17 protein-coding genes and 1 pseudogene are annotated in these 16,883 nt (G+C 27.3%); 5 read left to right on the plus strand and 13 right to left on the minus strand.

The annotated features are described in order from the left end of the window. On the minus strand, positions 1–733 hold a 733-nt coding region (locus KJQ99_RS05245; protein ID WP_214150198.1), incomplete at its 3' end, for a hypothetical protein. Between the two features lie 157 nt (positions 734–890). Here KJQ99_RS05245 and tatB point away from each other — a divergent pair. The 4 genes from tatB to KJQ99_RS05265 all read left to right on the plus strand — a co-directional run bounded on the left by tatB (position 891) and on the right by KJQ99_RS05265 (position 4,249). Beyond that, entirely contained in the window at positions 891–1,334 is a 444-nt protein-coding gene (gene tatB, locus KJQ99_RS05250) for a Sec-independent protein translocase protein TatB (protein ID WP_214150199.1), read from the plus strand. Next, a complete protein-coding gene (gene tatC, locus KJQ99_RS05255) occupies positions 1,327–2,091 on the plus strand; it encodes a twin-arginine translocase subunit TatC (protein WP_214118042.1) in 765 nt (254 codons plus the stop codon). The genes tatB and tatC overlap by 8 nt, the downstream gene beginning before the upstream one ends. Then, complete coding sequence (queA, locus tag KJQ99_RS05260; protein ID WP_214150200.1) at positions 2,084–3,097, plus strand: tRNA preQ1(34) S-adenosylmethionine ribosyltransferase-isomerase QueA; 1,014 nt, start codon at positions 2,084–2,086, stop codon at positions 3,095–3,097. Before tatC ends, queA begins: the two co-directional genes overlap by 8 nt. Positions 3,098–3,250: 153 nt before the next feature. Continuing rightward, positions 3,251–4,249, plus strand: a complete 999-nt coding sequence (locus KJQ99_RS05265) for a hypothetical protein (RefSeq protein WP_214150201.1) — start codon at positions 3,251–3,253, stop codon at positions 4,247–4,249. 8 nt (positions 4,250–4,257) lie between these two features. Here KJQ99_RS05265 and KJQ99_RS05270 read toward each other — a convergent pair whose 3' ends face one another. From KJQ99_RS05270 to KJQ99_RS05280, 3 genes are read right to left on the minus strand one after another with little or no spacing between them, the layout of a single operon-like run. Then, positions 4,258–4,797, minus strand: a complete 540-nt coding sequence (locus KJQ99_RS05270) for a DapH/DapD/GlmU-related protein (RefSeq protein ID WP_214150202.1) — start codon at positions 4,795–4,797, stop codon at positions 4,258–4,260. A gap of 2 nt (positions 4,798–4,799) precedes the next feature. After that, on the minus strand, positions 4,800–5,246 hold the full coding sequence (locus KJQ99_RS05275; RefSeq protein ID WP_214150203.1) for a cyclophilin-like fold protein: 447 nt from the start codon (positions 5,244–5,246) through the stop codon (positions 4,800–4,802). Further along, entirely contained in the window at positions 5,212–6,375 is a 1,164-nt protein-coding gene (locus tag KJQ99_RS05280) for an iron-containing alcohol dehydrogenase (RefSeq protein WP_214150204.1), read from the minus strand. Before KJQ99_RS05280 ends, KJQ99_RS05275 begins: the two co-directional genes overlap by 35 nt. Before the next feature lie 111 nt (positions 6,376–6,486). Between KJQ99_RS05280 and KJQ99_RS05285 the strand changes: the two genes are divergently transcribed. Next, entirely contained in the window at positions 6,487–7,350 is an 864-nt protein-coding gene (locus KJQ99_RS05285; RefSeq protein WP_214150205.1) for a LysR family transcriptional regulator, read from the plus strand. Positions 7,351–7,380: 30 nt separating this feature from the next. On the opposite strand, the gene KJQ99_RS11265 is transcribed toward KJQ99_RS05285, so the two are convergent. The 9 genes and pseudogenes from KJQ99_RS11265 to KJQ99_RS05325 all read right to left on the minus strand — a co-directional run bounded on the left by KJQ99_RS11265 (position 7,381) and on the right by KJQ99_RS05325 (position 16,866). Further along, complete coding sequence (locus KJQ99_RS11265) at positions 7,381–7,890, minus strand: methyl-accepting chemotaxis protein (protein WP_239803726.1); 510 nt, start codon at positions 7,888–7,890, stop codon at positions 7,381–7,383. Positions 7,891–7,914: 24 nt separating this feature from the next. Continuing rightward, positions 7,915–8,673: pseudogene (locus KJQ99_RS11270) on the minus strand (PAS domain-containing protein); the annotation flags it as partial. A gap of 143 nt (positions 8,674–8,816) precedes the next feature. After that, entirely contained in the window at positions 8,817–10,763 is a 1,947-nt protein-coding gene (locus KJQ99_RS05295; protein WP_214118019.1) for an HD domain-containing phosphohydrolase, read from the minus strand. Between the two features lies 1 nt (position 10,764). Beyond that, positions 10,765–11,496: a 3'(2'),5'-bisphosphate nucleotidase CysQ gene (locus KJQ99_RS05300; protein WP_214150207.1), complete on the minus strand. Its 732-nt coding sequence runs from the start codon at positions 11,494–11,496 to the stop codon at positions 10,765–10,767. Further along, positions 11,496–11,930 (minus strand): DUF2147 domain-containing protein, encoded by a 435-nt coding sequence (locus KJQ99_RS05305; protein WP_214118015.1) that lies wholly within the window; start codon positions 11,928–11,930, stop codon positions 11,496–11,498. Before KJQ99_RS05305 ends, KJQ99_RS05300 begins: the two co-directional genes overlap by 1 nt. Before the next feature lie 4 nt (positions 11,931–11,934). Beyond that, entirely contained in the window at positions 11,935–12,945 is a 1,011-nt protein-coding gene (tsaD, locus tag KJQ99_RS05310) for a tRNA (adenosine(37)-N6)-threonylcarbamoyltransferase complex transferase subunit TsaD (RefSeq protein WP_214150208.1), read from the minus strand. After that, complete coding sequence (gene fumC / locus KJQ99_RS05315; RefSeq protein WP_214150209.1) at positions 12,942–14,330, minus strand: class II fumarate hydratase; 1,389 nt, start codon at positions 14,328–14,330, stop codon at positions 12,942–12,944. Before fumC ends, tsaD begins: the two co-directional genes overlap by 4 nt. Positions 14,331–14,341: 11 nt before the next feature. Continuing rightward, positions 14,342–15,601 carry a zinc-binding metallopeptidase family protein gene (locus tag KJQ99_RS05320; RefSeq protein WP_214150210.1) on the minus strand — a complete coding sequence of 420 codons (1,260 nt, stop codon included), beginning with the start codon at positions 15,599–15,601 and terminating at the stop codon, positions 14,342–14,344. A 152-nt stretch (positions 15,602–15,753) separates the two neighbouring features. Continuing rightward, positions 15,754–16,866, minus strand: coding sequence for an NAD(P)/FAD-dependent oxidoreductase (locus KJQ99_RS05325; protein WP_214118000.1), 1,113 nt, complete (start codon positions 16,864–16,866; stop codon positions 15,754–15,756). Positions 16,867–16,883 lie beyond the last annotated feature (17 nt).

The raw sequence follows: 16,883 nt of genomic DNA on the forward strand, positions 1-16,883 counted from the left end.
CTCTTTTATCATATAAATTCTCGCTATCTTTATACGCCATTAAAATAGCTAATAAATCTCTTTCATCTTTGATATTTTGAATATTAATTTTGCTAAGTATTTCTTCCATACTTTCACGAGTGCTAGTACCTTTTACTTCTATGACTTCGAATGGTTTTTTATCTTCGGTTTTGTCTTTTTTATCTTCAGCTTTTTCATCATTTTTATTTATTGTTAATATTTCATCACCTGGTTTTGTATTTTCACTATTTTGGATACTTTCATGCTCTTTGCCTTGTTTTATCTCATCAATTCTTGCTAGATATCTTTGCTTAAACTCATCTTCGCTAATATTTCTTGCATTAAATAGCTTTGCTATTATTACATCTTGATCCCATTTATAATCTCCTGAGCTATCCGAATGCTCCTTTAAAAAATCTTTTAAATCTTTTTGCACATCTTGATTTGCTTCAGGACTAAAGGCTCTTTCATAAATTGTATTCGTATACATATCGCCATATAAAGCATCTTGATGTTCAAGTAACATATAAATAACCATACTTTGGATTTTTGCTTCATTGCTATTAGTTGGGTAATTAAAATCCAAGCTATCGTGAGTATCGGGGTAAAACATTTTAATAAAATCATCATATCTTTTTGCATTTTCTTTATTTTCAAGTCTTCCTTGAACTAATGCTTGATTATTATTTACCTTTTGTAATGGTAAGTTATAATTATTTGAACTAATTTTCATATTTTATCCCTTTAAAATAATTTAATAATTAGTAAATATATTAATTAAATATAACTAAATATAACTTTAAAAAGATTAAGTAGCAAAACTTAATTTAAACTAACGATTAAAAAAAATTAGATAAATTCAGCAAAAAATTATCTAAAAGAGTTTTATTATGAGTTTTATGGAAATTGTTATTATTTTAATAGTTGCTGTTTTGGTTTTAGGACCTGAAAAACTACCTGGCACTATAGTTGAAATCGCAAAATTATTAAAGGCTGTTAAAAAACAAATTAACGAAGCTAAATCAAGTATAGAAAACGAAATCAATATTAGCGAATTAAAAGATGAAGCTAGAAAATATAAAGAAGAAATCACAAAAGCAAATGATAGTATCAGAAAAAAACTAAGCTTTGAAGAATTTGATGAGATTAAAAATACTTTAAGTGATTTTGAAAAAGACGCACAAAATGCTTTAAATAGCACTATTGATAGTGTAAAAAATACAGAAAACTCAAATCAAAATTCAAATTCTACAGAAGAAAAAAATATAAATATAGAAGAAAAGCAACTTAGCAAAAGAGAACAATTTTTAAAAGAAAAGAGCGAAAATGTTTGAAGAATTAAAACCACATTTAGTTGAACTTAGAAAAAGATTATTTATTAGTGTAGTTGCTTTGATTTTAGCTTTTTTTGTATGTTTTGTATTTTGGAAACCAATACTGCATTTTATTTGTGTTCCACTTATGAATGTATTGCCTGAAGGCTCTGAAATTATATTTTATAAACCACAAGAGAATTTCTTCACTGCTATGCAAGTGTCTTTATTTGCAGCATTTCTTGTAGCATTGCCTATAATTTTGTGGCAAGCTTGGAAATTTGTTGAACCAGGTTTATATGAAAATGAAAAAAGATTTGTAGTGCCTTTTGTATTTAGTGCTACTATTATGTTTTTAATTGGTGCGGCGTTTTGTTATTATTTAGTAGTTCCTATTGCTTTTGATTTTTTAATCAATTTTAGCGGTGGAGAGTATAAGGCTATGCCTTCAATTTCTGAATATGTGAGCTTTTTTACAAAATTAGTAATTGCATTTGGATTAGGATATGAATTACCTGTTGCTATATTTTTCTTAGCAAAAATTGGTCTTGTAACTGAAAAAACTCTTATTAGAAATTTTAGAGTTGCTATATTAGTTATTTTTATATTTGCAGCAATTATGACCCCGCCTGATGTATTTTCGCAATTTTTAATGGCAATTCCTTTAATTGGGCTTTATGCTATTTCAATTTATATTGCTAAAGTAGTAAATCCAGCTGACCCTGATATAGATAGCGAAGATGATGAAAAAGAATTATTAGAAGATAAAAATGCTTGATAATTTACTAAGTTCTTATGATTATGATTTGCCAGAAGAATTAATAGCAAAATACCCTGCAAATCCTGCTGATAGTGCAAAACTATTAGTATATGAAAAAAATAGTGGAAAAATTACTCATAGTGTATTTTATGAATTAGCTAATTTTTTGCCTGAATGTGCTTTGATTTTTAATGATACTAAAGTATTTAAAGCTAGATTTTATGGCAATAAAATTAGTGGTGCAAAATGTGAATTATTTATAAATAAAATTCTAGCAAATGATGAGTTTTTAGTGCAAGTTAGGGGTAAAGTTAAAGAAAATGATATTTTAATTTTTCAAGATAATTTAAACGCAAAAATATTAAAGCTAAACGCAGATGGCACCAGAATTGTGAAATTTTGCAAAAACAATGAAGTTTTAAAAACCGATGAAGTTTTAACAATTAGCGAAAAAATCGGACATATTCCACTACCACCATATCTTAAAAGAATGGATAATTTAGATGATGAGATAAATTATCAAAGTGTGTTTGCTAAAAATATTGGAGCTGTTGCAGCACCTACTGCGTCATTGCATTTTACGAATAGAGTTTTAGATAGTCTAAAAGATAAAAAAAGCGCTTATATTACTTTACATGTTGGTGCAGGAACTTTTGCTAGTGTAGAATGTGAAAACATACAAGAACATAAAATGCATAGCGAATACTTTAATCTAAGCGATGAAGCAATAAAATTAATTAATAGTGATATACCTATTTTAGGGGTTGGCACAACTGCTACAAGAACAATAGAGTATTATGCAAGGACAAAAAAAAGTAGTGGTGAATGTGATTTGTTTTTAAACCCATCTAATAGGCCAATTAGACAAAATTATTTATTAACAAATTTTCATTTGCCAAAATCAACTTTAATTATGTTAGTAGCTAGTTTTATAGGTAGGCAAAATACTTTAAAACTTTATGAAGAAGCTATTAAAAATAAATATAAATTTTACTCATACGGCGATGCAATGCTTATTATTTGAAAGGAAAATATGAAAAAATTATTATTAATTTTAATCTCAACCTATCTATTTGCAGATTCTAAAATAGATTTTTCTGATAAAGATACAATACTTTTATTTGTAGTTTTAGGTGGATAAATAGTTTTATTATTAGCTTATATGTACAAGCTAAAAATGAAATTAAAAACTAAAAAAGTAAAAATGTTTAGTGTTAGCGATGAAGCAGAATTTGAAAGTGAAAGTTTTGAAAAATCATCTTTATATTTTGATTTACAAGAAGTGTTTTTATATTTTTTCAAAACGCTAAATTACGAAGCTAGTGTTAAAAATAATATATTTTTAGTTAGACAAGATATGCTATATCTAAACGATAACAATGAAAAATGTATGCCAAATAGGTATTTTTATGGAGATTATACAAATATTATCAATGCTATTTGGGCTGCTGCTGATTTGATTAATCAAAATGTAGAAAATGAAACCATATTTATTGATATTGGGATTATTAATAATATGCAAAATAGAACTCTTTTATGCGTTGATATTGGAGTTTGTGGTGTTGTTGATGATAAAAAAACTGAATTATTTAAAAGCTTTACTAATCCTAAAAAACTATCTATTTCAGAACAATTACATAAATTTAGTGGATATATGAAAAAAATTGATGGTTCTAGTTATGCCTTTAAGGATACAAATGAAAGAATTAATCACGCAATCTGTCTTAGTATTCCAATACTAATCAATGATAAAGAAAATAATTTACCAGATGTAACTCCAAAAGATAGATTAAGTGTTTTAATAGTTCATAACAATATTGACATATCAAAAACAATCACTGCAAATCTTGAAAGCTATGAAATTAACTGCGTTCAAAACCAATCAAGTAATGGTCTTTTAGAGAAAATTGAAGATGGGGTAAATTGCGCTTATAGAGCTGTTTTATTAGACGCAAATCTAATCAATACTTTTAATGAATATGATTTAAATCGTTTAGTAAAAGCACAAGATGAATATTGTTTTAAATTAATTCTCATATTAAACAACCACAAAATAACACCTAATGTTGAAAAAATTATTCAAGAAGTAGATTTTCTACCATTACCATATACAATTGATAATATTCGCTCAATTGTAAATATCATAAAAACTCAACAAGAAAAATTATTAAGCTAATTTATTAATTAGCTTAATTTTATAGTTTTAATTAATTTAGCTGGAACTCCTGCTACTATTTGAAATTCTTCAACATCTTTAGTAACCACCGCACCAGCTGCTATTATTGAGCCTTTTTTAATTTTTACTCCGCTAAGTATTGTGGCATTTGACCCAATCCAAACATTATCTTCTATTGTTATTGGCTTTAATACCATATCAGAGCGTTTAAATGGATTTATATCATGATTTATAGTAACTAATACTACATTATGCCCTATTAAAACATTATTTCCTATATAAATTCCTCCTTGGTCTTGAAATTTACAACCACTATTTATAAATACATTTTTGCCTACTGAAATATTTTTACCACAATCCGTATTAAAAGGCGGAAATAAAGTAAAACTTTTATCTACTTCTTTACCAATTAATTGAGAAAATAATTTATTTAATTCTTCTGGTTCATTATAAGTATTGTTAATTTTAAAAGTTATTTTCATAGCTTCTTTAGCTTGTTCATGCATAAGTTTATGCTCAATAGAATTTGCTTTTACATACTTAATCATAATTAATCCTTATTTTTAACATAAAACCTAGCATTAATTTTGCCATTACCTAAAAGCTTTTTTAACTCATCTTTACTAATGCCATAAATTGTTCCTAATTTAGTAAAACTCCAAGAATTATTATCATAATAAATTACTATATTATTAGCATTATATAAAATCAAATCAAGTGCTTTAGCTTGAAAATATTTATCATTAGTAGGAAGATTTTTATCAATTCTTCCTACCTTTTCAAACCCACCATAATCATTCATTAAAATATTTAAATCAGACTTTTGTAATACTTCATAAAGAGCAGTTGATGATGAATTGCTTTCTAATTTTATTTTTAATTCTTGATTATTTATTTCAACATATATTTCATCATTGCTAAATCCATTTAACATACAAAAAGCTCCTAAACCAATAAAAATACTAAAAACTTTTCTTAAGTATATGAATAATTTCATCTTTATTAAGCTCCTTATAACCACCATTTAAGATGAATACATTATTAGCAATATCTTCAATCAAGCTTTCATCTACTGATAAATCTTTTATATTCATACAAAGACCTAGCTCACTCATCCAATCTCTCATAGCAAATAGTCCTAATTTAGCTATTTCTTCATCGCTTTTATTATCTTTTATACCCCAGACATTAATAGCAAACCTTTTAAATTTCTCAATATTATAAGGCATTATGTATTCATAATACGCCAAGCTAATAGCACTTAAAGTAGCTCCGTGCGTTGCATTGGTAAAGCCACCAATTGCCTGACCTATCATATGAACCATCCAATCTCCATTTTTACCACAATGAAGCATAGTATTTAATGCTAGAGTACTTGCCCACATAATATCGCTTCTAGCCTTATAATCATTAGGATTTTTATTTGCAATTTTGCTTGATGAGATTATTGAACGCATAAGCCCTTCTGCTAAATAATCGCTCACATTATCATCTTCTTTTGAAAAATATTGCTCTAAAATATGATTAAACGCATCATAAATTCCATTTATCATTTGATATTTGCTAAGACTTAAAGTGTATTTAGGATTTAATATAGAAAACTTAGGAAATACTCTTTTATCATTAAAAACTTTTCCTATTTTTTGATGAGTTTTTTCATTTGTAATTACGCTACCACCATTCATTTCAGAGCCTGTCCCACACATTGTTAAAATACAACCTAACGAAACTACATCACAAGTTGGCTCAAGTTGATTTATAAAATACCTATCCCAATAATCATCGCTTGAGTTTATACTAACTGCTAAAGCTTTTGTATAATCACAAACAGAACCACCACCTAAAGCTAATAAAAAATCAGCTTTATGCTCTCTTGCTATCTTTACACCTGAGTTTAATTTTTCTAAAGTAGGATTTGGCATAACACCATCAATATATGCTACATTTTTGCCTAATTTATCTAGTATTTTTACAATTTGGTTAAAAATACCATTTTTATGCACCGAACCACAACCATAAACCAAAACAATATTTTTACCATATTTACTTAGTTCAAATTCTAAAGATTGCTCTACTTCATCAGTAAAATAAATCTTAGTTGGATTGTGAAAAATAAAATTATTCATAAAAAATCTCCTTGTTTTAAAAGTAAAATAATTTTATTTATTTTTAAAAGAAATATCAAATACTTATAATATATAATTAATTATAAAAATTAATTATTTCTAAGGAATATTATGGAAATTAGAGTTTTAAAATATTTTATAGAATCTGCAAAATTGCAAAACATAACTAAAGCAGCTAATAAATTAAATCTTACTCAACCAAATCTATCAAGACAATTAAAAGATTTAGAAGTAAAATTAGGGCAAAAACTTTTTATTAGAACAAATTATAAAATCATTCTCACAAAAGAAGGAGAAATGCTTTATAAAAGAGCTTGTGATATTTTAGATTTAGTTGATAAAACCGAGCAAGAATTTAAAAATTTAAAAGATTTTAATGGTGGAGATGTTTATATAGGCTGTGCTGAGTCAATTGGAATAGCCAAAATAGCAAAAACTGCTAAAAAACTACAAAATAAAAATTTTAAGTTTCATATATTTAGTGGAAACTATGAAAATGTGGTAAATAAATTACAAAATTCTTTAATAGATTTTGCCGTTGTAGTTCAAGAATTTGATATTAGCAATTTTAGTTATTTAGATTTAAATCATAGTGATACTTGGGGGATTATTATGAAAAATACTTCAAAATACGCTAAGCAAAAAGACATAAGCATAAATGATTTATTTCAAATGCCACTTATAGTATCAAGACAAGGTTTTACGCAAGAAATGCCAAATGTTTTAAGACAAAATCAAGATAAGCTAAATATAGTAGCTACTTATGATTTATTATACAATGCTGCAATTTTTGTTAAAGAAGATATTGGATACGCTTTATCTCTTGATAAATTAATTAATACTAATGATGATTTATGTTTTAAGCCTATAAACCCATTAATTACTTCTAATTTAAGGTTAATTTGGATTGATGATAAATTAAGTGATGTTGCGAGAATTTTTTTAAAAGAATTGCAAAAAGACTTAAAAAACTAATTTGAAATTCCTAAGAATTTCAAATTATATTTATTTATTTTCTTCCATAGCTCTTGCTACTTCTTCTGAACTTTGTTTGATTTTATTCATACATTCATTTGCAGTATTTGCTAACACAACACTATCATTTACTTGAGCTATGCTTTTATTTATACTCTCAACAACATTAGCACTAACATTTCTAATAGAATTAATTGTTAAAGTAATTTCATTAATTGATGTTGCAGTCCTTTCAGCAAGTTTTCTAACCTCATCAGCAACCACAGCAAAACCACGACCATGCTCGCCAGCACGAGCAGCTTCAATAGCAGCATTTAATGCTAATAAATTAGTTTGCTCTGCAATATCTTTAATAGTTTGAATAACAGATACAATCTCATCTGATTGAGTATTTAACGAATTAACCAATTCACTACTTTCATTCATAATTTCTGCTATTTCTTGGACATTTTGCACGGTTTTAGCAATAACTTTACTACCTTCATTTGTGCTTTCATCATTTTTTTGTGCTAACTCGCTTACGATTTTATTTTTATTCAAATCTCTTATTACTTGCTCACTAACATCGCTTGCGAATTTAATTACCTTATAAACCTTACCTTCGGCATTATAAACAGGATTATAACTTGCTTCTAAATATACAGGATTATTATCTTTTGTATATCTTATAAATTGACCTGATTGAAAATGTCCGCTTCTTAAATCTTCCCAAAATTTTCTATAATCACTACTTTTTACATATTCACTATCACAAAACATAGAATGATGTTTGCCTATAATTTCGCTTTTTCTGTAATTTAATGTATTTAAAAAATTATCATTTGCATCAAGTATTTCTCCGTTTGGAGTGAATTCAATTAAAGCCATAGACTTACTTGCTGCATTAATTGTGTTTTTTAAGTCCAACAATTCATTTTCGTGTTCTGTAACATCAGCAGCAAACTTAATTACTTTATAAACTTGATTTTGTTCATCTACTATTGGTAAATAATTTGCTTCTAAATAAACTACTTGACCATCTTTTGCAAATCTTTTAAACTGACCACTTTGTGGAATATTTCTTGATAATTCTTGCCAAAAGATTGAATAATCACTTGAATTAACATAATGTTTATCACAAAATATTCTATGATGCTTACCTTTTATCTCTGCTAGTGTATATTTCGTAGCTTTTAAAAAATGCTCATTTGCATCAACAATATTTCCTTTAGTATCAAATTCTATAATAGCCATTTCTTTATAAATAGCTTTTAAAATAGCTTCTTTATCTTTTAACTCGTTAATAATCTTGTCTTGTATTTCTTTATTATTTTTAAAAAACATTAAATTACTCCTAATTTTAAAAAAAGGAGCGATTATAAATAATTTTATTTAAAAAAGTATTAATAGTTTAAATTAAAGCAAATAATTAATCCAAATCAATGAAAAATTAATTTGGATTAATCTAAAAAATCAACAAATTACAATCACATTAAATTATCATCAATATATTTATCAACATATTTTTCTTTTATTGCAAATATTTCTTCTTTACAAGCAAAAAATGCTTCAACCACTTTAGGGTCAAATTGAAAACCTGAATTATCACTAATGTATTTACAAACTTCATCAAGTGGCCAAGCTTTTTTATAGCATCTATCACTTGCAAGCGCATCAAAAACATCAGCTAAAGAAACAATTCTTGCATAAATATGAATATCATCACCTTTTTTACCCATTGGATAGCCACCACCTGCATATTTTTCGTGGTGTTCGTGAGCGATGATTGCTGCTGCTTCCATAATTTTGCCTTTAAACCTATGCAACATTTCATAACCTATTTGTGCGTGTTTTTGCATAGTTTTAAATTCTTTTTCATCAAGTCTTCCAGGTTTATTTAAAATAGCATCAGGAATTCCAATCTTACCAATATCGTGAGTTGGAGCACCATAACTAATTAGCGTTACTTCTTCTTCGCTTAATCCCATTTGTCTTGCTATAGCTTCGCTTATTTTACCTACTCTTTTTACATGATTTCCTGTTTCTTCACTTTTGCTCTCAACCATTTCAGCTATTGAATAAATTAAATCTTTTTGAGCATTTAAAATATCTTCTTGGAATTTCATTCCTTCATAAATCTTACCTGAATAATCAGCTGCAATTCTTAGATAATCTAAATCATCTTTATCAAAATTGTTATTAATATCTGTAAGTTTATTTAAAGCTTGGAATACCCCAATAACTTCATGCTCACTATTTAAAATAGGCATAGCTAAAATTGATTTAGTGCTATATTTTGTTCTCTCATCATTTGAGCTATCAAAATACGGATTGCTTTTTGGATTATTTTCTAAAATAGCTTCTTTTGTCTCAATTGCACGACCTACTATTCCTTTACCAAAAGGAACTCTAATCTCACCTACTCCATCAGCGTGTAAGGTATAATATTCTTTTCTTTCATTATCAATAAACCATACACTACATCTATCAGCTTGAATGTTTTGTTTAACCATTTCGCCTAAGGTATTTAGGTTGGCTTTAGAATCAGAATTTTTAGAAATTTGAGAAAAGCATTCAAGTATGGTTTCTAGTTTTTGTTCTTGGTCTAAATTATGTCTTTTCAATACATTTATCATATCACTTTGATAATTTGTATTAAATTGCATAAATGAACCATTTTTAATAATCATTCCATAATCTTTTAAGATATTAAATTCTCTTAATTCTTCTTCTATTTTATCTTTAAAGCAATATTTAATGTGATATACATGGAAAATCACATCATCTCTTACTTGCTCTTGTATTTTTTTTAATAATTTTGGAGTTAAGTGTTTTGAATCTTGTGCTAATTTTTCTAAACTTGAATCAAAACTAACATCAGCAATTACTTGTCTTATATCAGTTCTCTTATTGATTAATTCCACTATATCATCGTGATAATAAGTATCTGAAGTAAAATATATACTATCTTTATCATAGCTTAAAATAAAGCCAAAACTACCTTCAGTGTGATAGCTCTTAACTGGCTCTATTGTTATATCATCTATTAATAATTTATCTCCTACATTAATTTCTTTATAAACTATAGCAGGACTTCCATTTGGCAATTTTATCTTTGCAAAATCAGGCCAAATTTTATTGTTAAAAAAATGCTCTTTAAGATTATCTATACTTTCTTTACTAGCATATATACAAATACTATCTTGAAGTTTTAAAAAATAATTATCAACATACAATGCAATTGCACAAATATGGTCTAAATGAGTGTGAGAAATAAAAACATGCTTTATAAAATTATCATCAGTTGGTTTTGGTAAAAATCCAGCATCAATTACACCATTTAAACTAAATTGAATGCAAGTTAAATTATCACTTAAATATTTGCTAACCGAAGAACCTTCAAAAACTATTCTATGTGTGTTAAAAATATTCATATTAATCCTTATTAAATACACTTGAAAACGCTATAAAAGGTTTGCAAGAAAAATTGGGCGTATTATAATTCAATTTTTGTTTATCAAGCCCTAACATTAATCCACCACTTTGATTTATTAAAAAATCCCCAGCAGCTAAATCCCAAGAATTGAGCCTTTCGTATCTTAAATATACATCAGCATCACCTTCTAATAAAGCACAAAACTTTAATGCAGAGCCTATATTTAATGCCGAGTATCCGTAGCTAAATGGAATTTTACTATTATTTATATCTTGTTCTTTTCTTAAAGATACTAAAGCTTTATTTGATTCTTTTCTAACTTTATTTAGGATTTCTTGATTTTTATAAACTGGCATATTTTTAGCTGAATAATACAAATTCTTATTGCAAACATCATAAATTACACCTAAAATTGGTCTTGTATCTTCAATCAAACTAATACAAACGCAAAAATTTTTTCTATTTTTTAAATAGTTATTAGTTCCATCAAGTGGGTCAATTAGCCAAAATAAAGTTTTTTTTCTTTTTTCATAATCTAAAATCTGTTCTTCAGAACATATATTAATTTTACTTTTTCCTAAAATATCAAATATGATTTCATTAGCTTTTAAATCAGCTGAACTAACTAAAGTTCCATCTGGTTTTGTATTAATTAAAGGGTATTTTATATCAATTATTTCATCTCCAGCAATTCTTGCTGCTTTTTTAGCAAGAGTTAATAACTCTTGCATTATTTTTCCTTAATCCAAGTCTGACTTCTTCCTATTAAAGAAAATCCAACATATCCTCTTAAAATTAATTTATCATCTTTAAAAGTTGCATTTGCTCTATATAATTTACCACTTTCTGGGTCAATTATATAACCACTTTTATAAGAATTTTCACCATCTTTTTTTAATTTATAAAGCAATGGCGCACCTACTATTTTCATCTTTCTAGCATCTTCTGCATAAGTAAAATAATCATAAGTTTTTTCACAAGATTTACAAAGTTCATCATCACCATATTCAAACAATTTAACAACTTTGCCAAATAATTCATTATTTTCTTCATAAATATGCCATCTAGCAGTTTTTTTACCATTTTCATCAATACTTATATAATTACCATAATCCTTAGCTAATAAACTACCTAATAATCCTAAACATAAAAATATTTTTTTCATTAAATTAAAGCCTTTTAAAATTTTTTGATTTTGGGTTTATTATATCATCACTTATATTTACAAAATCTTTATTTTTGTATGCAATAACCCCTGCTCTTGCTATCATTAAAGCATTATCAGAACAATATTTAAGCGGAGCTAATAATAATTGCATATTATTTTTTTTACAAATTTCATCTAATTTAGACCTAAGCAATAAATTAGCACTTGCACCACCAACTACGCCTAATGCTTTATAATTTTTATTATGCAAAACTATGTTTAATTTATTAATTATATGCTTACAAGCAATTCTTTGAAATGCTGCTGCTATATTTGCTTTTTGAGTATCTAAAGTATTATTTGCTATACAATCATTAATAGCTAATCTAACTTGATTTTTAATACCCGAAAATGAATACTCAAGCCTACTTTTACTTGGGATTGGTAAAGAAAACTCATAAGTATTATTGCTTTCATTTTTTGCTAATTCTTCAATAAATACCCCACCAGGATAACCAAGTCCTAGCATTTTTGCAACTTTATCAAAACTCTCTCCAAAACTATCATCACTTGTAGTTGCTATTAAATTTATATCATATTCTTTAGTAATCTCAAGTATCATAGTATGACCGCCACTTACAAGCAAAACTAAAAAATCATTCATTATTTCTTTATCTAAAAATAAAGAACAAATATGACCTTTTAAATGATTTATCGCAATTAATGGTATATTTAAAGCCACACTTAAAGCCTTAGCCATTGCAACTCCGCTTTGAAGCGATACTGATAATCCTGGCTCATTAGTAACTGCAATTGCCTTTAATTCATTTAAAAAAGGCTTGGTTTTAGCTAATATTTTAGGTAAAGCTTCAGTATGTAGCCTTGATGCAAGTTCTGGCACAACTCCACCAAACTCACTATGCTCATCTTGAGATATTTTTTCATAAAATAAACATTCATAAGTATTTACATTAATAACTGCGATGCTTGAATCATCGCAGCTACTTTCTATTGCTAAAAGTAATTCTCTCATTTTGGCTTAATCATATTTGCAGGAACTACAAATTTATCAAAATCTTCTTCACTAACTAAGCCTAATTCTAAGCAAGATTCTTTTAGGCTAATTCCTTTTTTGTGAGCATTTTTTGCAACTTTTGCTGCATTTTCATAGCCAATATGTGGATTTAATGCAGTTACTAGCATTAAAGAATTATTTAAATTATAAGTAATTTTATCAATATTTGGAGTAATTCCTATAGCACAATTATCATTAAAACTAATCATACCATCAGCTAATAATCTTAAACTTTGTAAGAAATTATAAATAATCACAGGCTTAAATACATTTAGCTCAAAATTACCTTGAGAAGCTGCAAAACCAATTGCCGCATCATTTCCCATTACTTGAACGCTAAGCATTGTTAAAGCTTCACTTTGAGTAGGATTTACTTTACCTGGCATAATTGAGCTACCTGGCTCATTTTCAGGAATACTAAGCTCTCCTAAACCACATCTAGGACCACTTGCAAGCCATCTAATATCGTTTGCTATTTTCATTAAATTTGCTGCAAGAGCTTTAAATGCTCCGTGTAAAAATACTAAAGCATCGTGGCTTGTAAGTCCATGGAATTTGTTTGGGCTACTTATAAATTTAGTGCCTAAAAGTTCGCTTAATTTTGCTGATACTTTTTCACTAAGTTCTGGATGAGCATTAATTCCAGTTCCAACAGCTGTTCCGCCAATTGTTAGCTCTCTTACATCTTCAAGTGCTTTTAAAATATGTCTTTTTGAGCTTTGCAACATATATACATATCCACTAAATTCTTGACCTAAAGTAAGTGGGGTTGCATCTTGCAAGTGAGTTCTTCCGATTTTAATTATATTTTCAAATTCTTTTGCTTTTTTATCTAGTGTTTTTTCTAGAATTTCTAATGCAGGAATTAAAGTCCTTTCAGTTTCTAAAACTGCAACTATATGCATTGCAGTTGGGAATGTGTCATTTGAGCTTTGGCTCATATTTACATGGTCGTTTGGATGGACTATTTTTTCTTTAGTAAAATCCATTCCACTAAGTTTAGTAGCAAGATTTGCTATAACTTCATTTAGGTTCATATTTGTTTGTGTGCCTGAACCTGTTTGCCATATAGCAAGTGGAAATTCATCATTATGTTTATTAGCTAAAATCTCATCACAAGCTTTAATAATTGCATCTTTTTTTACATTGTCTAATTTGCCTAAATCATTATTTACTAAGGCTAAAGACTTCTTAAGATGCGCAAAAGCGTGGATTAATTCTACAGGCATTTTTTCTGTGCCAATTTTGAAATTCTCTAAACTTCTTTGTGTTTGTGCTGCCCACAATTTATCTGCAGGAACTTTAACTTCACCCATTGTATCGTGTTCTATACGAAAACTCATTTTATCTCCTTTTATTTGTAGTTTTTAATTAAATCAAATGTTGTGTTTTTAATAATATCTATTGTGCTAATCTCACATCTTTCATAAATACTATGTGGGCTTAGGATATTTGGACCTATTGAAGCACATAATAATTCATTTTGCTTAGTTTTTAGCACTCCGCACTCAAGCCCTGCATGAATACTACTCATACTAGCTTTTGGATTATATTTTTGTAAAGAATTAAGCACTGCATAAGTAAAATCATTTGGTATAGGCTCCCAAGGCTCATCTTTAGCAAGTAGTTTTGCTTCGTAATTATTAAAATGTGCTTTGGTTTTATAAAAGACTTCATCTAAATCTGCTGAATTATCGCTTCTTGCAAATAATTCAAGCTTTAATTCATCATTATTTTGACTAATGATTGCTAGATTTACGCTAGTTTTTACTATATTTAAATCCCTTGAATAAGACCAAACTCCGTGTTTATAACTAGAAATTAGACTTAAAATATCTTCTTGAATTACTTTTTCACCTTTACTCTCAAGCTTGGTTATTTCAATATTTTCACTAGATTTAAGTTCAGTGTCGCTATAAAAAATAGCCTTAGCATTTACACTTATACTATTAGTTCTTTCTCCGCCACTAAAGCTTACTAATTCAGCATCGTTTTTATATAAAAATAAAGCTAAATCACTAATAGCACTAGGAATGTTTTTAATAATATCAATCCCACTATGACCGCCTTTATAGCCTTTAGTATGAGCTTCATATAAATATTTTTTACTAGGGTTTTTATAATTTAGCTTAATATTTACATTCATCATTAAACTCGCCGCACAACCAATTATTACTCTATCTACACACTCGCTATCAAGATTTAATAAGTGTTGTGAACTAATTTTTAGCTCTAAATTATTTGCACCTATAAGCCCTACTTCTTCATTAGCAGTAAATAAACATTCAAGGTCGCTAAACTCATTCATAGCTTCCATCATAATGGCAATTCCTATACCATTATCAGCACCTAAGGTTGAATTATTTGCCTTAATAAATCCATCACTTTCTATTATATTTATATTAGGTGCATCTCCAACACAAACCATATCATAATGACTTTGCAAGCATATATTAGGATTTCCCTTTTTGCATAAAATATTTTCAGCCTTATCAACTAATACTTCAAAACCTTTTGATTTTGCATAATTAATTAAAAAATCTTTTAATTTAACTGCATCAAAACTACAATGCGGAATTGCTGCAATTTGTTTAAAGTTTTCTAAAACTCCCATTCTTTCTCCTTATTTTTAAGCAAACATTAGATTTTAAAGTTTAATAAAGAGTAAGATTTGTGTGTAATTTTGTAATTTATTTTAAAGTGTGTAAATTCGTAATATTTTTGTAGAATTTAATTCAAATTCTAAAAAGAATTTGAATTAAAAATTTATAGACCTTTAAATCCAAATAATTTATATTGCCATTTTAATTCTGTGATTTTTTTAAGAACTTTTGCTAAAAATCCACTAAAATCTTTGCCTTGAATACTTGCAACGGCATATTTTTCACTAAGAGAACAAACGCTTCCTTGGTCTTTATAAATAAATGTTTCTTTAAATTCTTCATTATTTAATCTAGCACTTAAACTTCTTGCTAAATAATTACCTTGCTTGCAAGCTATTTGAGCTGTTGGAGCAAATGGTCTATCATTATTCATAATTAAAGAACAATCTCCTAAAATATAGCAATTTGAATAATTTGGCGCTTGTAAAAACTCATTAACTAATATTCTATTATTTTTGTTTTCAAATACACTATTTTTAATAACTTCATTTCCCTTAACGCCAGCTGTAAAGATTATATTTTTTGAATCTATATAAGTATCTTCATTGTTTAAATACAATCTATCCCCAACTTTTTTAATAATTTTATGAGATGTTAAAACTTTTACACCTAATTTTTCAAGATAATTTCTTGCTATTTTTGCCAAATCTTTATTATACATAGGCAAAATTTCATCCATAGCTTCAACTATGCTAATTTTTGCATCAATTCCTTTGCTTTTGCAAACTTGAGCTATAGAAGCACATAATTCAACACCACTAAATCCAGCTCCACAAATTACAATATTTTTATAAATACTTTCAGATTTTTCTAAATTAGAATAAATAATTTCTTTAGTTTTTAAAGCGTCTTCATAAGTTCCGATTTCATAAGCTTCATCAAGCCCTTCTATACCAAAAGTATTTTTATTAGCACCTAAACCTACATAAATCTCATCAAAATCATAATCAGTATTTTTGCAATATAATTTATTTCCTTCAATTTTAATAGCACTATCTTGAATAATTACAATTTCGCTAGGAATTATATCTTTTAAAGGAATTTTGATATTTTTTTCACTCTCATTTGCTGCAATTTTATGTAATTCTGTAGTTTTATAATGATATGAATTATTATTAATTAGTAAAAATTCAGCCTTTGTTAAATCTTCCTTGCTTAGACTTTTAATTAAAGATAAGTTCGCATATCCAGCACCTAAAAAAATTATTTTTTTCATAACACCCCTTTTTATTG

The organism is Campylobacter sp. 2018MI13 (genome assembly GCF_018501135.1).
Lineage (GTDB): Bacteria > Campylobacterota > Campylobacteria > Campylobacterales > Campylobacteraceae > Campylobacter_E.

Bases quoted from the DNA above. Each gene is read 5' to 3' on its own strand.
- tatB (WP_214150199.1), top strand. From the start codon at position 891: ATGAGTTTTATGGAAATTGTTATTATTTTAATAGTTGCTGTTTTGGTT.
- tatC (WP_214118042.1), top strand. From the start codon at position 1,327: ATGTTTGAAGAATTAAAACCACATTTAGTTGAACTTAGAAAAAGATTA.
- queA (WP_214150200.1), top strand. From the start codon at position 2,084: ATGCTTGATAATTTACTAAGTTCTTATGATTATGATTTGCCAGAAGAA.
- KJQ99_RS05265 (WP_214150201.1), top strand. From the start codon at position 3,251: ATGAAATTAAAAACTAAAAAAGTAAAAATGTTTAGTGTTAGCGATGAA.
- KJQ99_RS05270 (WP_214150202.1), bottom strand. From the start codon at position 4,797: ATGATTAAGTATGTAAAAGCAAATTCTATTGAGCATAAACTTATGCAT.
- KJQ99_RS05275 (WP_214150203.1), bottom strand. From the start codon at position 5,246: ATGAAATTATTCATATACTTAAGAAAAGTTTTTAGTATTTTTATTGGT.
- KJQ99_RS05280 (WP_214150204.1), bottom strand. From the start codon at position 6,375: ATGAATAATTTTATTTTTCACAATCCAACTAAGATTTATTTTACTGAT.
- KJQ99_RS05285 (WP_214150205.1), top strand. From the start codon at position 6,487: ATGGAAATTAGAGTTTTAAAATATTTTATAGAATCTGCAAAATTGCAA.
- KJQ99_RS05295 (WP_214118019.1), bottom strand. From the start codon at position 10,763: ATGAATATTTTTAACACACATAGAATAGTTTTTGAAGGTTCTTCGGTT.
- KJQ99_RS05300 (WP_214150207.1), bottom strand. From the start codon at position 11,496: ATGCAAGAGTTATTAACTCTTGCTAAAAAAGCAGCAAGAATTGCTGGA.
- KJQ99_RS05305 (WP_214118015.1), bottom strand. From the start codon at position 11,930: ATGAAAAAAATATTTTTATGTTTAGGATTATTAGGTAGTTTATTAGCT.
- tsaD (WP_214150208.1), bottom strand. From the start codon at position 12,945: ATGAGAGAATTACTTTTAGCAATAGAAAGTAGCTGCGATGATTCAAGC.
- fumC (WP_214150209.1), bottom strand. From the start codon at position 14,330: ATGAGTTTTCGTATAGAACACGATACAATGGGTGAAGTTAAAGTTCCT.
- KJQ99_RS05320 (WP_214150210.1), bottom strand. From the start codon at position 15,601: ATGGGAGTTTTAGAAAACTTTAAACAAATTGCAGCAATTCCGCATTGT.
- KJQ99_RS05325 (WP_214118000.1), bottom strand. From the start codon at position 16,866: ATGAAAAAAATAATTTTTTTAGGTGCTGGATATGCGAACTTATCTTTA.